The following is a 15,330-nucleotide window of genomic DNA, read 5'->3' on the forward strand; positions in this document are numbered from 1 at the left end:
AGTAAAGAGAGAGGTGAGAAAACATGAAATTAACCAATATCCAACTCGGACCGGTCACGCTCCGGGTCAGTGAATTAGAAAACATGAAACAGTTTTACGAACAAGTCATTGGAATGGACGTACTCGAAGTCGGTATCGACCGCGTCACGCTCGGTGCGCCGAATACGCCGCTCGTCATCTTGCATGAAGTCAAAGGTGTGCGTCCGAACCGAAAGGCGGCCGGCTTGTTCCACATGGCAATCTTGCTTCCGGACCGCGTCGAACTCGGACGCATTCTCCGTCATTTGATCGAGCGACGGATTGAAGTCGGTCAAGGCGACCATTTGGTCAGTGAGGCGTTTTATTTGAACGATCCGGAAGGGAACGGCATCGAGCTGTATGCTGATCGGCCACGTGAGAAGTGGGAATATGAAGCGAACGGTCACGTGAAGATGTCGACCGATCCGGTTGAGTACGAATCGATGCTCGAGGCGGCAGCGGACCGTCCGTTCACAGGTCTTCCTGTCGGGACGACGATGGGACACGTTCACTTTAAGGTACGTTCCCTCGAAGCGGTGAAATTATTCTATCAACATCGACTCGGGTTTACCGTCACGACCGATTCATACCCGGGTGCACTGTTCCTCGCGGCCGACGGGTATCATCATCACATCGGTGCGAACGTCTGGGCCCGTCCGACTGAACCGATGAACGACGAGGCGGGACTTGAAGCATGGACGCTTTTTGTCGACGCTTCGACGAACCACGAACTCGGAGGGACGACGTCGGAATGGTCGCTCACCGACGACGATGGGATTACGGTCAATATAAAAAGCGTGGACTAATGTCCGCGCTTTTTAACGTGCTGAAATTTTCTTTTGACTCGAATCAAACGAGAGGCGAATGCCGCGTTTTTGATACGCTTGTTCGACCCGTTTTGAATTGATGCTGAGCTCAAGATGAGCCAGTTTCAAATGTTCAAGTTCTGGCACCGTGACATCGAGACGGACGAGCTCCATGTTGCGCTCGGCTTTTTTGCGTGTACGTCTCAAGTTACGGGGCACTTCCTCTGACGTCAGTGCCGCGATCGTTTCATTGATCAGTTGTCGTTTATCGCCTTTGACGCTAAGCGCCGTGTAAAGCTTATCGAGCGAACCGAAGCGTTTGATCAACTGTACCGATTGACTTTCGTCAAGGCCGGCTACAGGTGGGATGCCGTCTGAACGGTCTCCCGTCAACGCTTTGACCGCTGAGAGCTGTTTCGGCTTCAATCCTTCGTACAACGCTGCAATCTCCTCAGGACGAATCTCGAGATGTCGCTTGAGTGGGAGCGGGCGGTTGTCTTGGATATCACAACGAGCTTGCATTTGCTGAAGCTCCTGTGTTTGAAGCCATACTGTGATGCGTGGGCTCACGAGCTGAAGCAAGTCTTTATCCTTCGTCATGATGACGACAGGCGCGCTGCAGCTGAACTTCCGAGCGATGTGGGCAATCAAATCTTCTCCCTCATAGCCTTCGACTTGATATTGCGGGATTCCGCTCTCTTCAAGCAATTGGCGCATGAGTTCCATTTGAGCCTTCAACTCGGGTGGTGTCTGGCGACGGCGGCGTTTATAGCCGGGATAAAGCTCGCGACGCCACAATGTTTCACGTGAGACGTCCCATACGACGACAAAATGAGACGGACGATGTCTGCGTAGAATCGTCCGGATGAGGCCGGTCATACCGATGACGGCACTCCGATCGTTTTTAGATACCTCGCGTCCTTTTTTCGTTCGGCTCGCGGCGGCACCGTAGTAGGCACTGGCCAGCATGGAGTTTCCGTCAATTAAAAATAGTTTACGTTCCATGCGTAACCTTCTTTCTGTAGTTGTTGGACCGAACATTAATGAACTGTTCGGTGATGTTGTGTCAATGAGTGACACGCACTCAAATTAGCAACATATGTGCAGTATATCACGACAAGCCTTGAAAATATAGCGACAGTTCGAGCGTCAATCGAAAAGCCCTCCCTAATGTTCAAGGGAGGGCAGTCAAAGACACTCAGTCCATTTCGGCTCGAAGCTGATCTTTATGCGCAAGAATCAAGTCGACGAAGACGATGCGGTGATTGTCGATCTCGCGGACGATCAGTTCGTGCTCACCTGGCAGGACGAAACGTTCGCCGGTGCGTGCATTCGCTTTTTGCGAGAGGACGAAACCACCAATCGTATCGACGTCATCCTCGATCTCAATGCCGAAGCGCTCTTCGATCTCTTGCGTGAGCACGAGACCAGACAAGCGATAATGGCCTGGATTGACTTCAGTGATCTCGGCTTGTTCGTCCCGGTCGAACTCGTCGCGAATCTCACCGACGATCTCTTCAAGGATGTCTTCGATCGTGAGCAGGCCGGCGGTGCCGCCGTACTCATCGATGACGAGACACATCATCGTCCGTGCGTTCTGCATTTTCACCATCGCTTCTTGGAGCGGTGTGAATTCCGTGACGAGCGGTAACTGATGGATAAACGATTCAAGCGGGGCGTCACTCTTGACGAGTTGGGCCGTGAACACCTGTTTGGCGTTAATAAAACCGAGCACGTCATCGCGGTCACCGTCTCGTGTGACCGGATAGCGCGTATATTGATGCTCTTGGACGGTCGCGATAATCGTCTCGATCGAGTCTTCTTCATCGATCGTCACCATATTCATCCGCGGCACCATCGCATCTTTTGCAACACGTTCATCAAACGAGAAGATATTTTGAACGTAAGCGAGTTCGTTCTCGTTGATTTCGCCACTTCGAAAACTCTCCGTCATGATAATTTTGAGTTCTTCCTCCGAGTGCGCCGTCTCTTGCGCCGTCGTCTTGACACCGAACAAGCGGAGCGTGAGCCGGGCCATACTGTTGAGCACCCGGATAAACGGATACAACAGCTTCGTGAAGAAGTAGAGCGGCCGGGCGACGAGCAGCGTCAATTTCTCGGCTTCATGTACGGCGAGCGTCTTCGGGACAAGTTCGCCGATGACGACGTGTAAAAAGGCGATGAGCAAAAAGGCGATTAAGAACGACAGGAATGTAGAAACCGACGGCGAGACGCTCAAGCGGTCGACGAGCGGTTGAATCATTCCTTCGATTTGATCGGCACCGATCCAACCAAGGCCGAGCGCGGCGAGCGTGATGCCGAACTGCGAGGCGGATAGCGAGTCATCGAGGTTCTCGATCACTTTTTTAGCGACGGACGCTCGTGAGTTTCCTTCTAGAACGAGTTGGTCGAGCCGTGCGCTACGGACTTTGACGATTGAAAATTCGGCCGCCACGAAAAAGGCGGTCATGAAGATGAGAAAGGCGACGATCAATAAACTGAGTAACATGGGACTGTCCAAAAATTCCCCAAAAAATCGGGGATTCACCTCCATAAGAATAAGTTTGTACGTTTTTCAGGCGAGTCCTGAAAACGAATAGTTTGTTTCAGTATAGTAGATTTCCCATAAATATTCAAAAGACAGCCCGAAAGGTTTCATGAAGAGGGGAATGCGGGAACTACAAACCGAGAAGACGAAAGGGGAAACGACATGGCAAACTATCCAGAACTTCAAGGGAAAGTCGCAGTAATCACAGGTAGTTCAAAAGGAATCGGGCGAGCGGTGGCCGAACGCTACGCGAAAGAAGGCGTCAGCGTCGTCTTAAATTATAGAAGCAGTGAAGACGAGATGAAGGAAGTCATCCGCGGGATCGAGGCGGCCGGAGGCAAAGCCGTCGCTGTCCAAGGTGACGTCGCCGAAGAAGGGCTCGCCGAGAAGATGATCGAAAAAGCAGTGTCTGAATTTGGACAGATGGACATTTTCGTCAACAACGCCGGTGTCCAAGTCGAAGCGAAAACGCACGAGATGGAGCTCGACAACTGGCAGAAAATTATCGATACGAACCTGACCGGGACGTTCCTCGGGGTGCGGGCCGCACTCAAGTATTTCGTCGAGCATGATTTGAAAGGAAACATCATTAACATGTCCTCGGTGCACGAGGTGATCCCGCGCCCGGGCTATACGCATTACGCAGCGAGTAAAGGCGGGGTCAAGATGTTCACGAAGTCGGTCGCGCTCGAATATGCGCCGAATCAGATTCGGGTCAACGCCATCGCGCCTGGTGCAATCGACACACCGATCAACGAAGAGACGATGCGAGATCCGGAAGAGAAGACAGGACTCGAAGCGCTCATCCCGACGCATAAGATCGGGCGACCTGAACAGATTGCTGCGGTGGCAGCGTGGCTCGCGTCAGACGAATCGTCTTACGTCACGGGCACGACCATCTTTGCTGACGGTGGTTTGTCGCTCTATCCGGCATTCGGTCCAGAAAACAAAGTTCAATAACATAAGGGATGGCTCGCCCGAGGCGAGTCATCCCTTATTGTTTAGCCGCTCATTTGATCTTCCTCGATATATTTCGGCAAGACGATCGTGAACGTCGATCCGAGACCGACACGTGAGTCGACTCGGATCGTCCCGTCATGCCCTTCGACAATCTCTTTACAGATGGCAAGACCGAGACCGGTGCCACCGATCTTCCGGCTGGCCGAATTGTCGACGCGATAAAACTTGTCGAACAGTTTCGGGAGCGCTGAAGTCGGAATTCCGATGCCAGAGTCCGTGACGGAAATTTCGACGCCGTCCGACTGGTCATTCGTGACGGACACCGCAACTTTTCCGCCGTTCGGTGAATATTTGATCGCGTTATGGAGCAGGTTCGTGAACAGCTGGCTGAGCCGGTTCCGGTCCCCGTACACGAGGATGTCGTTATCACATTCAAACGATAAGTCATGGTGTTGACTCGCGCCTTGGTGGACGGCAATCGTTTCTGCCAAAATATCGTACAAGCTTTCGGGCTCGTTTTGATACGTCTGTTTACCTGACTCCATCCGCTGAACGTCGAGTAAGTTGGAGATTAAATCCTCGAGACGGAGCGTCTCTTGATGAATCATCCCTAAATATTGATCGGTCCGTTCAGCCGGCATCGTCCGGTAGCGCATAAGTTCGGTAAACCCGATGATGCTCGTGAGTGGAGTGCGCAATTCATGAGACACCGTCGCGACGAGTTCTGTCTTCAAGCGGTCGACCTCGGTTTCTTGCGTCACGTCCCGGAAGACGAGCATCGTACCATGGCGTGTGCCGCGCAAATGAATCTTTTCGGCGTACATTTGGATGAACCGTTCTTCTTGATTCATTGAGAACGTCACGCTCTCTTCCATCGCTTCACCGTCGAACGCTCGGCGCATGAACGAGAAGAACGAGTCTTTTTGATCGACTTGGAGACCGAGTTCTTCAAGGTCGGCATCAAGCCGATAAAGGTCCGTCTCGTTTTGCTTCGTGATGGCCTGATTGAACATGACGAAGAGCGCCTGGTTGGCGAGTTTCTCATGCGTCGTATGTTCGACATAAATGACGGCGTCACGGATTGAGTGCAAGAGCCGCGCGGTCTTCTCACGCTCTTCTTCGACTTGATAACGTTGCGACGACAGCGACGACGCCATTTGACGGAACGATTCGGTCAGTTGCCCGACCTCGTTCCGAGTCGATACCAAAACAGGGATGGGTATGACTCGGTCGTCGGTGAGCCGTTCGCTGTTCGTGATCAACTCTTGCAGTTGATCGGTCAACCGTTTTACGTAAGGCCGAACCGCAATGAAGAGGACGAATAGTACCGCGAGTAGTGACAGGAGCCAAAGCACTTGCGCCCATTTCGTATGGGTGGCGAGCTGTGCACGGAGTTGGTTTTCTTCCGCGTTCAATACGTTGCGGTATTCGGTGAACACCGTCTCCATGTCGACGATGCTCGCGCTCATGTCAGCCGCGCTCTTCGCATTGATCTTGAACTTCCGATCGGCCTGAGCTTCGGTTTGAGGCGTCACTTTCCCGAGCGTCGGCATTTGCAGGAACGGCTCGGTGACCGTACCTTCCCGTTTCGCAACGACGTAACGCTCGAGGCTCGGCATGACGCGTTGTTGATAGGCTGAGAATAACGCTCGGGCATCCCCCGCATACGTCTGTTCTTTTTCTGTGACCGCGTTCGTTTCGAACCATGCGGTCTGTGTCTCGATCAAGACTTGTTTCTCTTTGACGCGGGCAAGTAACTCCTCGTCACCGAGGAGGACGTAACCGCGCATCTCATATTGCATCGACTGCCATGTCTCGAAGAGCTCGGTCGCATTCGTGCGACGTTCGCTGACGTTCTCGAGCGATGAAGTCGTCTGCTCGATTCGATTTTCCGTATATACGTATACGGCGAGTGAGGTGAGGAGGATCAGTCCAATGAATAAATAGAAGACGAATAAAAACTGCCTTCCGATCCGCTCGTCAATCCAAGCTTTCATAAGGACCGTTCCTTCCTGGAACTACATACATTCCGGCTGTGACAATTATTTTACTACGAGTGTCGTTCCCCTATTGTACAGATTTGGGCAGAGATATACCACTTATCGAGATGTAATAAACATGCTAGCTAATATTTATTGAACAGTAGTGGTCGATATGCTATTGTTTAATGAATAGTAGAGGAGGCGAATCGATTGAACCCTCAATTTAAAAAAGGGGTCTTAAACTTGTGTGTACTTGCACTCGTCGAGACGAGTGACCGTTACGGTTATGAGCTCGTCCAAGCAATCTCGGCAAGAGTCGTCATCTCGGAAGGGGCGGTCTATCCGCTCCTCAGGCGACTCACGTCGGAAGGCTACTTCACGACGTATTTGAAGGAGTCGGCAGAAGGACCGCCACGGAAGTACTACGCCATCACGGAGCAAGGGAAGATCCATCTAGACGAATTGCGAGCGGAATGGGAATCATTCACGACAGGAGTCAACGAATTGATCAAAAGGGGAGACGACAAATGACAGAAGAACAGTATTTAACTGAACTTGAACGGTTGCTCATGGGGATCAGCATCATCGATCGGGTCGATATTTTGCGGGACGTTGCGGAATACTTTGCGAGCGGGCGACTCGATGGGAAAAGTGACGAAGCGATGGCCGAGGAGCTCGGGACACCAGAAGTGCTCGCCTCAGAACTGCTCGTGTCGGTCGATTCGATCGCGGCGGAGCCGATTGCGCCGCCTGCCATCGTCCAGAGCCCGAACGTGGCGTTTCAACACGTCTCGATTCGCGTTCAAAATGCGCACGTGAACGTTGTACCGTCCGCGGACGGCTATGCCTACGCGACACTAGAAGATGAGACCGAACATGGCGTCAAGATGGACATCGTCAACGACACGCTCGAGGTGCGGATCGAGTCGGAACGCCGCTTCGGACTGTCCGACTTGTTCTCGTGGTTCGGGACGAAAACACCGGTGTTGCATGTCGAGTTGCCGCGTCACACGTATGAATCGGTCCGTCTGAACAATCGGCACGGCTCGAGTGACGTCCGTGAGGTGCGAGCTGCTTTGATTGAGGTCGAGAGCGAGAACGGTCGCATCAACGCGAGTGAGGTCCGGGCCGGTCACGGGACGTTGCGCTCGTCAAACGGGAACGTCTGCCTGACGATGAGCGCGGGCCAAGACTTTGACGTTCAAACATCGAACGGTCGAGTCGAAGTGAGAGATTCTGTCATTGAACGTCTCACTCTTCAATCGTCAAACGGTCGGCTCGACATCGTCGACGTGGACGGCGCAATCGAGGCGAAATCGTCGAACGGACGTATCGATTGTGTGATCGATGCGATTGAACATCCGCTTCGATTGAAGACGACGAACGGAAAAATCGAACTGCGTCTGAAGCAAGAGCCGAGCGACACCGTAATCCGCGCCAAAACGAGAAACGGCCAACTCGACATATTTGGGAATCGGACGAACGAGCGGACGTTCGGGGACGGATCGCTTGAAGTGAAACTGACGAGCACGAACGGAAGCATCACCGTCGAATAAAGAATAAACGAAAAAACTCGCCGTCGTGGCGAGTTTTTTCGTTAGAGATCATGTACGAGAACGTAGGCGACACGGACCGGTCCGTGGACACCGACGATCAAGTTCATCTCAATATCGGCCGAGTTTGACGGGCCCGAGATGAAGTTGACGCCTTGCGGTGAGGCGAGCTCGCCGTTGCGATCGAGTTCGGCCAGTTGTTTCGCCGCTTGCGTCATCCGGGGCACGAGCACCGATTTCGGGATGATGGCGATGTGATCTTGTGGCAACAAGCTGATCGTCCGCGATTTTCCGGGGGCCGCGTATTGGACGATGGTCGCACTTTCAGCGAGTGCTTGGTCGGCAATCGTGATCCCAACGTCAGCTTTCACGGCAAGGGCGCGGCTGTCATCCGGACGCGCGGCATCCCACCAGTCGAACGACCGGCTCGTTTCGGGTGCCCATTCCTTAATGCGTGCATCGTCCTCGGCGATAATCGTCTTGCCGTCGTATCGTTCGAGGAGAAGACGGAGCGTGTCATCGAGATGAGTCGACTCACATTCGACGACGTCGGTATGAATGCGCGTCGCGACCATACGGAACGTCTCGAGGAGTTCCTCTGTTGAAGAGTCTTTCAACACCTCGTCTTGCGGACGGTGCTTGTATACTCGTTTCGGAGGCGTCAAATCGACGTCGCGTCCGAGTTGTCCCGCGATCCGCTTTAAAAAGTCTTCACGGTTGGTGATCGTTCCTGGATTCATTGTGCATTCCCCCGTTTCTTAAACCAGTCGCGGACCGTCTGTTTGGCCGGCTGCGGCAAGTCTTTCGAGTCGGTCCAAGCCGGTAAGCCTTTGTCGATTTGCCCCGCTGTCGCAAACGGGGACGACGCGAACGGCGCGATCTGTTCGGCCGCCTCGAACAAGAACGGGCTCGATGATGTGACGGCGAAGCCTTTCATGGCGATGCGTTCGACGAACGGCGATTTTTTCTTGTCTTCGACGATGACGCGGCGATGCTCGATCAACAGTTCATGGAGCGGGATTTTGACCGGACACGCTTCCGTACAGGCACCACAAAGACTTGACGCATACGGCAGTTCTTTATAGTTCTCGTAACCGTCGAGCAGCGGGGCGAGCACGGCGCCGATCGGTCCCGGATAAATCGAACCATAGGCGTGGCCGCCGATATGACGATACACCGGGCAGACGTTAATACATGCCGCGCAACGGATACATTGGAGCACGGACTGGAACTGAGTCCCGAGAATACCGGACCGCTTGTTGTCGACGATGACGAGATGGAATTCTTCCGGGCCGTCGACTTCACCGACGCTTTTCGTGCCGGCGAACGTCGTGATATATGACGTGAGCCGTTGACCGACCGCGCTCCGGCACAACATGTTGACGAGCACTTCGAACTCTTCGTAAGACGGGACGACCCGCTCCATCCCCATGACCGAGATGACGGTGTTCGGGAGTGACGTGACCATCCGCCCGTTACCTTCGTTCGTGACGAGACCGACGGCGCCGCTCTCGGCGATGGCGAAGTTACAACCGGTGATGCCGACCTCTGCTTTCAAGAAGTCTTTGCGCAGCTCACGGCGCGCGTAGCGGCCGAGCTCGGTCGGGTCGTTCGTTCCGTCGTAGCCATGGGTCGTGAACGTCTTGTGGACATCGTTCCGGTCTTTGTGGAGCGCCGGTGCGACGATGTGCGACGGTGGGTCGTTGTCGAGCTGAAGGATCCATTCCCCGAGATCCGACTCGACGACCGTACACCCTTCTTCGTGAAGCGCCTCGTTCAACCCGATCTCCTCGGTCACCATCGACTTCGATTTGACGACGTGTTTGGCGTCTTTTGCGCGCACGACTTCGCGGATATAGCGGTTCGCTTCCTCCGGCGTCTCGGCGAAGAAGACGTTGCCGCCCCGCTTCGAGATATTCTCACTCAACTGGTGTAAGTAATAATCGAGATGCTCGAGCACGTGCTGGCGAATCTCTTCCGAATGGTCGCGGAACGCTTCCCAATCCCCGAGTTCTCCGGCCGCGTTCAAACGTCCGTCGCGCAGGCGATTTTGCGCCGAGCTGACGGCTTGGCGCATGAACGGGTTATCGATCCCGTCTTTCCGCCGATCTTGAAACTTCTCATCTAACCGAATCCCCATGCTCATGCTTGTTTCACCCCTTCGTTCAACACTTCCGCGATATGCATCACCTTGATCGGATGCCCTTGTTTATGCAGGCGCCCCCCGATGTTCATCAAACAAGACGCATCAGCGCCGATCAACACGTCGGCCCCTGATTTTAAAATCGACTCGACTTTCTCGTCGACCATCTGTACCGACACGTCCGGCATCTTGACCGAGAACGTCCCGCCGAAGCCGCAACAGTTATGTACCCCTTCGAGTGGGACCATCGTCAACCCATCAACGTTTTTCAACAACTGTCCCGGTGCCGCCTCGATCCCGAGCAGGCGCGTCATATGGCACGAGGCGTGATACGTCGCTTTCGCCGGGAATTTCGCCCCGACGTCTGTCACTTCGAGCACGTCGACGATGAACTGCGTCAGTTCGAACGTCTTCGCCGCATGGGCTTCAGCCCGCTCTTTCCAGACAGGATCGTCTTTGAACAAGTGAGGATAGTCGCGCATCATCATGACACACGAGCCGGACGGTCCGACGATATAGTCGGCGTCCGCTTTCTCGAACGTCTCAATCATGTGTTTGGCAATCTTTTTCGTCTCTTCATGGTAGCCGCTGTTATAGGCCGGTTGACCGCAGCACGTCTGCTCGAACGGGAAGCTGACGTCACAACCGAGATGTTCTAATAGTTCGACCGTCGCTTGTCCTACCGATGGGAATAACGTATCGGAGAGACAAGTGACGAACAACGCCACGTTTGGCATGTCCATTCCTTCTTTCCTGATTTTAGTCAAATTCGAAAACGGTTTCACAGTTATTATTCCATAACAAATGAGCACAAAACAGAAAAATGGAATCATTTTCTCAAAAAAATGTAAAATACTGTCTAATTGAGAACTAAATGATAATGAATACATATTCATGAAGAAACTGCTATACGACAGTGATTCCCTGATTAATAACAGAAAAACCCTCGTCGGGAACGAGGGTTAAAGTAAAGTATTATAGGAAAAACATTTCCAAAATAAACAATCCGGCGAACAAGTAGATGAGCGGGTGGACCGTCTCTTTGTTCATCGCCTTGAAGATCGGGTAGAGGATGAAGCCGAAGGCGATCCCACGTTCGATACTGCCTGAGAGCGGCATGATGAGGATCGTCATGAACGCCGGGAAGTATTCACTGAAATCTGTCCAATCGATATAGCGGACGTTCGTCAGCATGAGTGCGCCGACGATGATGAGGGCCGGCGCCGTGATGGCGGCGACACCTGAGATCGCACCGATGAGCGGACTAAAGAACAACGTGAGACCGAACAAGCCGGCGACGACGGCTGTCGTCAGTCCGGTCCGTCCACCTTGGGCGACACCTGCGGCCGACTCGATGTAGGCCGTCGATGGACTCGTTCCGACGAGTGAGCCCCCCATCGTTGCGAGTGAATCAGCGAACAAGGCCCGGTGCCCGTTCTCGATCGTCCCGTCTTCTTTCAACAAACCGGCTTGCTTGCCGACACCGACGAGCGTTCCCGTCGTGTCGAACAACGTGACGAGGAAGAACGACAATACGGCCCCGAATAAGCCATATTGGATGACGTCAGAGAAAGCGGTGAGCGGGTTGACCATCAACCCTTTCGGTAGCGTCGGCATCGCCGTCACGCCTTCGATTTTCAATAGACCCATGAAGTAGGCCGCGATACCTGTGAGCACCATCCCGATAAGAAGGGAACCCGGGACGTTACGTGAGAACAGAAGCGCCGAGACGATCAGCCCACCGAGGACGAGCAAGACGCTCGGTGACGACAACTCCCCGAGACGGACGAGGTTCGCTTCATCCGCGACGATGAGTCCAGACAGCTTCAAGCCGAGCGAAGCGATGAACAACCCGATACCGGTCGTGATGGCGTGCTTCAATGAAGCGGGGATCGCTTGAATCAGTTTCGTCCGGATCGGTGACAGCGACAAGATCAGGAAGAAGACCGACGAGACGAAGACGACGCCGAGCGCGGCTTCGGGTGCAATCTGTTGTTGCGCGACGAGTGTATAGGCGAAGAAGGCGTTCAAGCCCATCCCAGGTGCGACCGCGATCGGCAGGTTGGCATAGAACGCCATCAATCCGGTTCCGATCAAGATGGCGATGATGGTCGCCGTGAACGCCTGGGCGAACGGAATGCCTGCGTCGGATAAAATCGCCGGGTTGACGACCGAGATGTAGGCCATCGTGACGAACGTCGTGATGCCGGCCATCACTTCTTGTTTAACGTTCGTTCCGTGTTGCTGTAAACGGAATAAGTTCATTAGAAAGACTCCTTATAAGTAGTAATTTCCGAACATTAACTGTCCGGTAAAGTGGAATACACGTTATCAACTTGTTGACTATACGAAATCGAATCGACATCGTCAATGATTTCGAGTTAAAAAACTAAAAAATTTCTCATTTTAGCGTTTAATGTTCGGAATTAGAGATTATTACTAAAGTGCTTGCTCTGAAACGCGTTTCAGAATGTACGGTAGAGTCAAAGGAGGGAAGCCTGATGAATCCGACGACGTGGAAGGCTTGGTGTAGCGGGATCGTCTATGAACTGGTCATCAATCAATTGTACACACCGTTCGGACGCATGTTGTGCGCCCAGTTTCAAGATGAGTTTCTTCATTTATCCGTCGAAGAGCGGTTTCGTCTCGCCCAAGCGATTCGGCGACAAGTGATGGCAAGAGATGACAGTCGGTCAGTAGAATGGGTACACTATATGGAAAGACTGACAGATTGAGGTGAGGCGGGATGGCGAACATTCGAGATATCGCGAAACAAGCGGACGTGTCGGTGACGACGGTCTCGCGGGTGATTAATGAACATCCATACGTTTCAAAAGAAAAGCGACAGCGTGTCCATGCGGCGATGGCAGAGCTTGGCTATTTACGGAATCAGCAGGCGCTGACGCTGTCGACTGGGCGCACGCAGCGATTCGTCGTCGTGTTGCCGTATATGGACCATCCGTACTACGGACTGTTCGTCAACGGACTCGCGAAAGCGGCGCTCGTGAAAGGGTATCGTCTCGTCATGTGGCAGACCGAGTACAAGCTTGATCAAGAGCGGCAAGCACTCGACTTACTGAAGCATCGTGAGGTCGATGGGGCAATTCTGTTGTCGCATGCGATGTCGTTCGAAGAATTGGAGACGTACCGTAGTTTCGGCCCGATCTCGGTCGCGACGGTCGGTGCGCCTGAGACAATTTCCTCGGTCCATGTCGACCATTACGCGGCGTTCGTCGCCGGATTGCATGTGTTAACGCAAGCCGGCTATGCGGATATCGGTATCGTCTTATCGCGGCAGTCTAGTCCGAGCTCAATCGCGCGTCAGCGGGCCTACTTCGATGAAGTGGCGTCCGCGCGTGAGCGATGGGTATGGACCGGTTACTTGACGAGTGAAGACGGGATCCGCTTAGCGGCAGAGTTCCTTCAACGAAAAGAGCGTCCCCGCGCGCTCTTTTTGTCGTCCGATTACGTCGCGCTCGGTTTTTTAGGGGAGATGCACCGGCGTGGCGTCCGCATACCGGAAGACGTCGCCATCCTCGGGTTTGACGGCCACCCAATCAGCCAGGCGTTCGGTTTATCGACGATGCACGCGCCGCATGAAGAAATCGGTCGCGCCTTGTTCGACGTGACGTTCGATGGGATGGACGGCGGTGCGGTTAGGGCGCAAAGTCTGACCGTCACGTATCTTTCGGGCACGACACTCTAGGCAACTTCCTCGCTCGCTTTTTGAGAAACGATTAGAATGAAGACAGAAGTCGAGAGGAGGATGTTACATGAAAATCAACGTGACGGAAGAAGCACTCCAATTTTTTAAAGACGAAATGGAAGTCGAGGCGGGACAGACGGTTCGTCTGTTCGCTAAATACGGGGGTTCGACTGATTTGACGCACGGGTTCTCGGTCGGTGTCATCACAGAAGAGATTGATAACGCCGTCGTCGAGACGAACGCAGATGGAATTCGTTTCGTCGTCGCCGAGCAGGACGAATGGTTGTTCCAAGGACAAGACGTCAACGTCGAGATCCGCGGGGATGAAGTCGTGTTCGTCCAAGCTGACTGACATGACAGTTTGTTTACGGATGTGAGACATCCGTTTGACCGCGTCAACCTCGGGGAACAGTCTACGACAAGACTCAGTACCGAAAGGATGAGACAGATGTCAGACAAAGACAAACGTGAACAAGAAGAACAAGAGAAGTTGAACCGGGACCAACCGGATATCTCGCACGAAGAAGATTCAAAAGGTGATCATTCGGACCTCGAAGAGACAGACGAAGACGAACAATCGTGAAGAGCCGAGTCTAGGCTCTTTTTGTTTTGGAATTGAAAGAATGGGGATTGACGGTATAATGGATAAGGGAAAACTACAACAGTGAGGAGAATGCATCATGAGTACAGTACTTGTCTTCGGACATAAAAATCCAGATACGGATACAATCTGTTCGGCGCTCGCTTACGCTGAACTGAAAAAGAAATTAGGCATGGACGCCGAGGCGGTCCGTCTCGGTGAGGTGAACGGGGAGACGCAATACGCGCTCGACCACTTCCGTGTCAAGGCGCCGCGCCTCGTCGAACGTGTATCGGACGAAACGAGCTCGGTCATCTTGGTCGACCATAACGAGTTCCAACAAAGTGCGCCCGACATTGCTGACGTACGCATTTTAGAAGTCGTCGATCACCACCGTATCGCTAACTTCCAAACGGCAGACGCACTCTACTACCGGGCGGAGCCGGTTGGCTGCACGGCGACGATCTTGCTCAAGCTGTACAAAGAACACGGTGTCGAAATCGCATCTGACATGGCCGGATTGATGCTATCGGCGATCATCTCGGACTCGCTCTTGTTCAAGTCACCGACATGCACGGACGAGGATGTCAAAGCAGCGAAAGAGCTTGCAGACATCGCCGGAACTGACGTCGAGGCGTACGGTCTCGAAATGTTGAAAGCAGGAGCCGACTTGAGCCAGAAGACGGTGCCTGAACTCATCTCGCTCGACGCGAAAGAGTTCGCGATGGGCGACTACCGCATTGAGATCGCCCAAGTGAACACGGTTGACGCGAACGACGTGTTGAGCCGTAAAAGTGAAGTCGAGGCGGCGATGGCTAAGACGATTGCTGACAAACAGCTCGACTTGTTCGTCTTCGCCATCACGAACATCTTGACGAATGATTCAGAAGCACTCGTTGTCGGTGCGAAGCATGATTTGTTCGAACAAGCGTTCAACGTCGAACTGTTAGACGGCCTTGCGACACTTCCTGGCGTCGTATCACGTAAAAAACAAATCGTTCCTGTGTTGACAGCAGCGGCGACGAACTAAGAAA

The 15,330-nt window shown here is 53.3% G+C and carries 16 protein-coding genes; 9 read left to right on the top strand and 7 right to left on the bottom strand.

The window, feature by feature from the left end:
• The first annotated feature begins 23 nt into the window (after positions 1-23).
• Positions 24-824 (top strand): VOC family protein, encoded by an 801-nt coding sequence (locus EVJ29_RS11740; RefSeq protein WP_070328351.1) that lies wholly within the window; start codon positions 24-26, stop codon positions 822-824.
• Between the two features lie 12 nt (positions 825-836).
• Here EVJ29_RS11740 and EVJ29_RS11745 read toward each other — a convergent pair whose 3' ends face one another.
• The gene (locus EVJ29_RS11745) at positions 837-1,829 is read right to left on the bottom strand and encodes a 5'-3' exonuclease (RefSeq protein ID WP_070328350.1); all 993 of its coding nucleotides are present in this window, start codon (positions 1,827-1,829) and stop codon (positions 837-839) included.
• Positions 1,830-2,022: 193 nt separating this feature from the next.
• Complete coding sequence (locus EVJ29_RS11750) at positions 2,023-3,333, bottom strand: hemolysin family protein (protein ID WP_071398830.1); 1,311 nt, start codon at positions 3,331-3,333, stop codon at positions 2,023-2,025.
• 201 nt (positions 3,334-3,534) lie between these two features.
• On the opposite strand from EVJ29_RS11750, the gene EVJ29_RS11755 reads away from it, so the two are divergent.
• The gene (locus tag EVJ29_RS11755) at positions 3,535-4,332 is read left to right on the top strand and encodes a glucose 1-dehydrogenase (protein WP_070328348.1); all 798 of its coding nucleotides are present in this window, start codon (positions 3,535-3,537) and stop codon (positions 4,330-4,332) included.
• Positions 4,333-4,373: 41 nt separating this feature from the next.
• Here the strand turns inward: EVJ29_RS11755 and EVJ29_RS11760 are convergent, their stop codons facing one another.
• Positions 4,374-6,329, bottom strand: a complete 1,956-nt coding sequence (locus tag EVJ29_RS11760; RefSeq protein ID WP_131505147.1) for an ATP-binding protein — start codon at positions 6,327-6,329, stop codon at positions 4,374-4,376.
• Between the two features lie 195 nt (positions 6,330-6,524).
• Between EVJ29_RS11760 and EVJ29_RS11765 the strand changes: the two genes are divergently transcribed.
• Positions 6,525-6,845: a PadR family transcriptional regulator gene (locus EVJ29_RS11765; protein WP_071398833.1), complete on the top strand. Its 321-nt coding sequence runs from the start codon at positions 6,525-6,527 to the stop codon at positions 6,843-6,845.
• Positions 6,842-7,870 carry a DUF4097 family beta strand repeat-containing protein gene (locus tag EVJ29_RS11770; protein ID WP_131505148.1) on the top strand — a complete coding sequence of 343 codons (1,029 nt, stop codon included), beginning with the start codon at positions 6,842-6,844 and terminating at the stop codon, positions 7,868-7,870. Before EVJ29_RS11765 ends, EVJ29_RS11770 begins: the two co-directional genes overlap by 4 nt.
• A gap of 41 nt (positions 7,871-7,911) precedes the next feature.
• Here the strand turns inward: EVJ29_RS11770 and EVJ29_RS11775 are convergent, their stop codons facing one another.
• The 4 genes from EVJ29_RS11775 to EVJ29_RS11790 all read right to left on the bottom strand — a co-directional run bounded on the left by EVJ29_RS11775 (position 7,912) and on the right by EVJ29_RS11790 (position 12,275).
• On the bottom strand, positions 7,912-8,607 hold the full coding sequence (locus tag EVJ29_RS11775; protein ID WP_131505149.1) for a LutC/YkgG family protein: 696 nt from the start codon (positions 8,605-8,607) through the stop codon (positions 7,912-7,914).
• Positions 8,604-10,007, bottom strand: a complete 1,404-nt coding sequence (locus EVJ29_RS11780) for a LutB/LldF family L-lactate oxidation iron-sulfur protein (protein ID WP_070328570.1) — start codon at positions 10,005-10,007, stop codon at positions 8,604-8,606. The genes EVJ29_RS11775 and EVJ29_RS11780 overlap by 4 nt, the downstream gene beginning before the upstream one ends.
• 2 nt (positions 10,008-10,009) lie before the next feature.
• Positions 10,010-10,747 (bottom strand): (Fe-S)-binding protein, encoded by a 738-nt coding sequence (locus EVJ29_RS11785; RefSeq protein WP_070328569.1) that lies wholly within the window; start codon positions 10,745-10,747, stop codon positions 10,010-10,012.
• Between the two features lie 238 nt (positions 10,748-10,985).
• Entirely contained in the window at positions 10,986-12,275 is a 1,290-nt protein-coding gene (locus EVJ29_RS11790) for an NCS2 family permease (RefSeq protein WP_131505150.1), read from the bottom strand.
• Between the two features lie 236 nt (positions 12,276-12,511).
• On the opposite strand from EVJ29_RS11790, the gene EVJ29_RS11795 reads away from it, so the two are divergent.
• From EVJ29_RS11795 to EVJ29_RS11810, 5 genes are all read left to right on the top strand, one after another.
• Positions 12,512-12,745, top strand: a complete 234-nt coding sequence (locus EVJ29_RS11795; RefSeq protein ID WP_131444158.1) for a hypothetical protein — start codon at positions 12,512-12,514, stop codon at positions 12,743-12,745.
• 11 nt (positions 12,746-12,756) lie between these two features.
• Complete coding sequence (locus tag EVJ29_RS11800) at positions 12,757-13,716, top strand: LacI family DNA-binding transcriptional regulator (RefSeq protein ID WP_131465939.1); 960 nt, start codon at positions 12,757-12,759, stop codon at positions 13,714-13,716.
• Between the two features lie 67 nt (positions 13,717-13,783).
• The gene (locus EVJ29_RS11805; protein WP_016507928.1) at positions 13,784-14,068 is read left to right on the top strand and encodes a HesB/YadR/YfhF family protein; all 285 of its coding nucleotides are present in this window, start codon (positions 13,784-13,786) and stop codon (positions 14,066-14,068) included.
• Between the two features lie 96 nt (positions 14,069-14,164).
• Complete coding sequence (locus EVJ29_RS15635) at positions 14,165-14,299, top strand: hypothetical protein (RefSeq protein ID WP_016507966.1); 135 nt, start codon at positions 14,165-14,167, stop codon at positions 14,297-14,299.
• A 97-nt stretch (positions 14,300-14,396) separates the two neighbouring features.
• The gene (locus EVJ29_RS11810; protein ID WP_131465941.1) at positions 14,397-15,326 is read left to right on the top strand and encodes a manganese-dependent inorganic pyrophosphatase; all 930 of its coding nucleotides are present in this window, start codon (positions 14,397-14,399) and stop codon (positions 15,324-15,326) included.
• The last annotated feature ends 4 nt before the right edge of the window (positions 15,327-15,330 follow it).

Source organism: Exiguobacterium sp. SH4S7 (assembly GCF_004336795.1).
GTDB classification, from domain to species: Bacteria; Bacillota; Bacilli; order Exiguobacteriales; family Exiguobacteriaceae; genus Exiguobacterium; species Exiguobacterium aurantiacum_A.

Bases quoted from the DNA above. Each gene is read 5' to 3' on its own strand.
- EVJ29_RS11740 (WP_070328351.1), top strand. From the start codon at position 24: ATGAAATTAACCAATATCCAACTCGGACCGGTCACGCTCCGGGTCAGT.
- EVJ29_RS11745 (WP_070328350.1), bottom strand. From the start codon at position 1,829: ATGGAACGTAAACTATTTTTAATTGACGGAAACTCCATGCTGGCCAGT.
- EVJ29_RS11750 (WP_071398830.1), bottom strand. From the start codon at position 3,333: ATGTTACTCAGTTTATTGATCGTCGCCTTTCTCATCTTCATGACCGCC.
- EVJ29_RS11755 (WP_070328348.1), top strand. From the start codon at position 3,535: ATGGCAAACTATCCAGAACTTCAAGGGAAAGTCGCAGTAATCACAGGT.
- EVJ29_RS11760 (WP_131505147.1), bottom strand. From the start codon at position 6,329: ATGAAAGCTTGGATTGACGAGCGGATCGGAAGGCAGTTTTTATTCGTC.
- EVJ29_RS11770 (WP_131505148.1), top strand. From the start codon at position 6,842: ATGACAGAAGAACAGTATTTAACTGAACTTGAACGGTTGCTCATGGGG.
- EVJ29_RS11775 (WP_131505149.1), bottom strand. From the start codon at position 8,607: ATGAATCCAGGAACGATCACCAACCGTGAAGACTTTTTAAAGCGGATC.
- EVJ29_RS11780 (WP_070328570.1), bottom strand. From the start codon at position 10,007: ATGGGGATTCGGTTAGATGAGAAGTTTCAAGATCGGCGGAAAGACGGG.
- EVJ29_RS11785 (WP_070328569.1), bottom strand. From the start codon at position 10,747: ATGCCAAACGTGGCGTTGTTCGTCACTTGTCTCTCCGATACGTTATTC.
- EVJ29_RS11790 (WP_131505150.1), bottom strand. From the start codon at position 12,275: ATGAACTTATTCCGTTTACAGCAACACGGAACGAACGTTAAACAAGAA.
- EVJ29_RS11795 (WP_131444158.1), top strand. From the start codon at position 12,512: ATGAATCCGACGACGTGGAAGGCTTGGTGTAGCGGGATCGTCTATGAA.
- EVJ29_RS11800 (WP_131465939.1), top strand. From the start codon at position 12,757: ATGGCGAACATTCGAGATATCGCGAAACAAGCGGACGTGTCGGTGACG.
- EVJ29_RS11805 (WP_016507928.1), top strand. From the start codon at position 13,784: ATGAAAATCAACGTGACGGAAGAAGCACTCCAATTTTTTAAAGACGAA.
- EVJ29_RS15635 (WP_016507966.1), top strand. From the start codon at position 14,165: ATGTCAGACAAAGACAAACGTGAACAAGAAGAACAAGAGAAGTTGAAC.
- EVJ29_RS11810 (WP_131465941.1), top strand. From the start codon at position 14,397: ATGAGTACAGTACTTGTCTTCGGACATAAAAATCCAGATACGGATACA.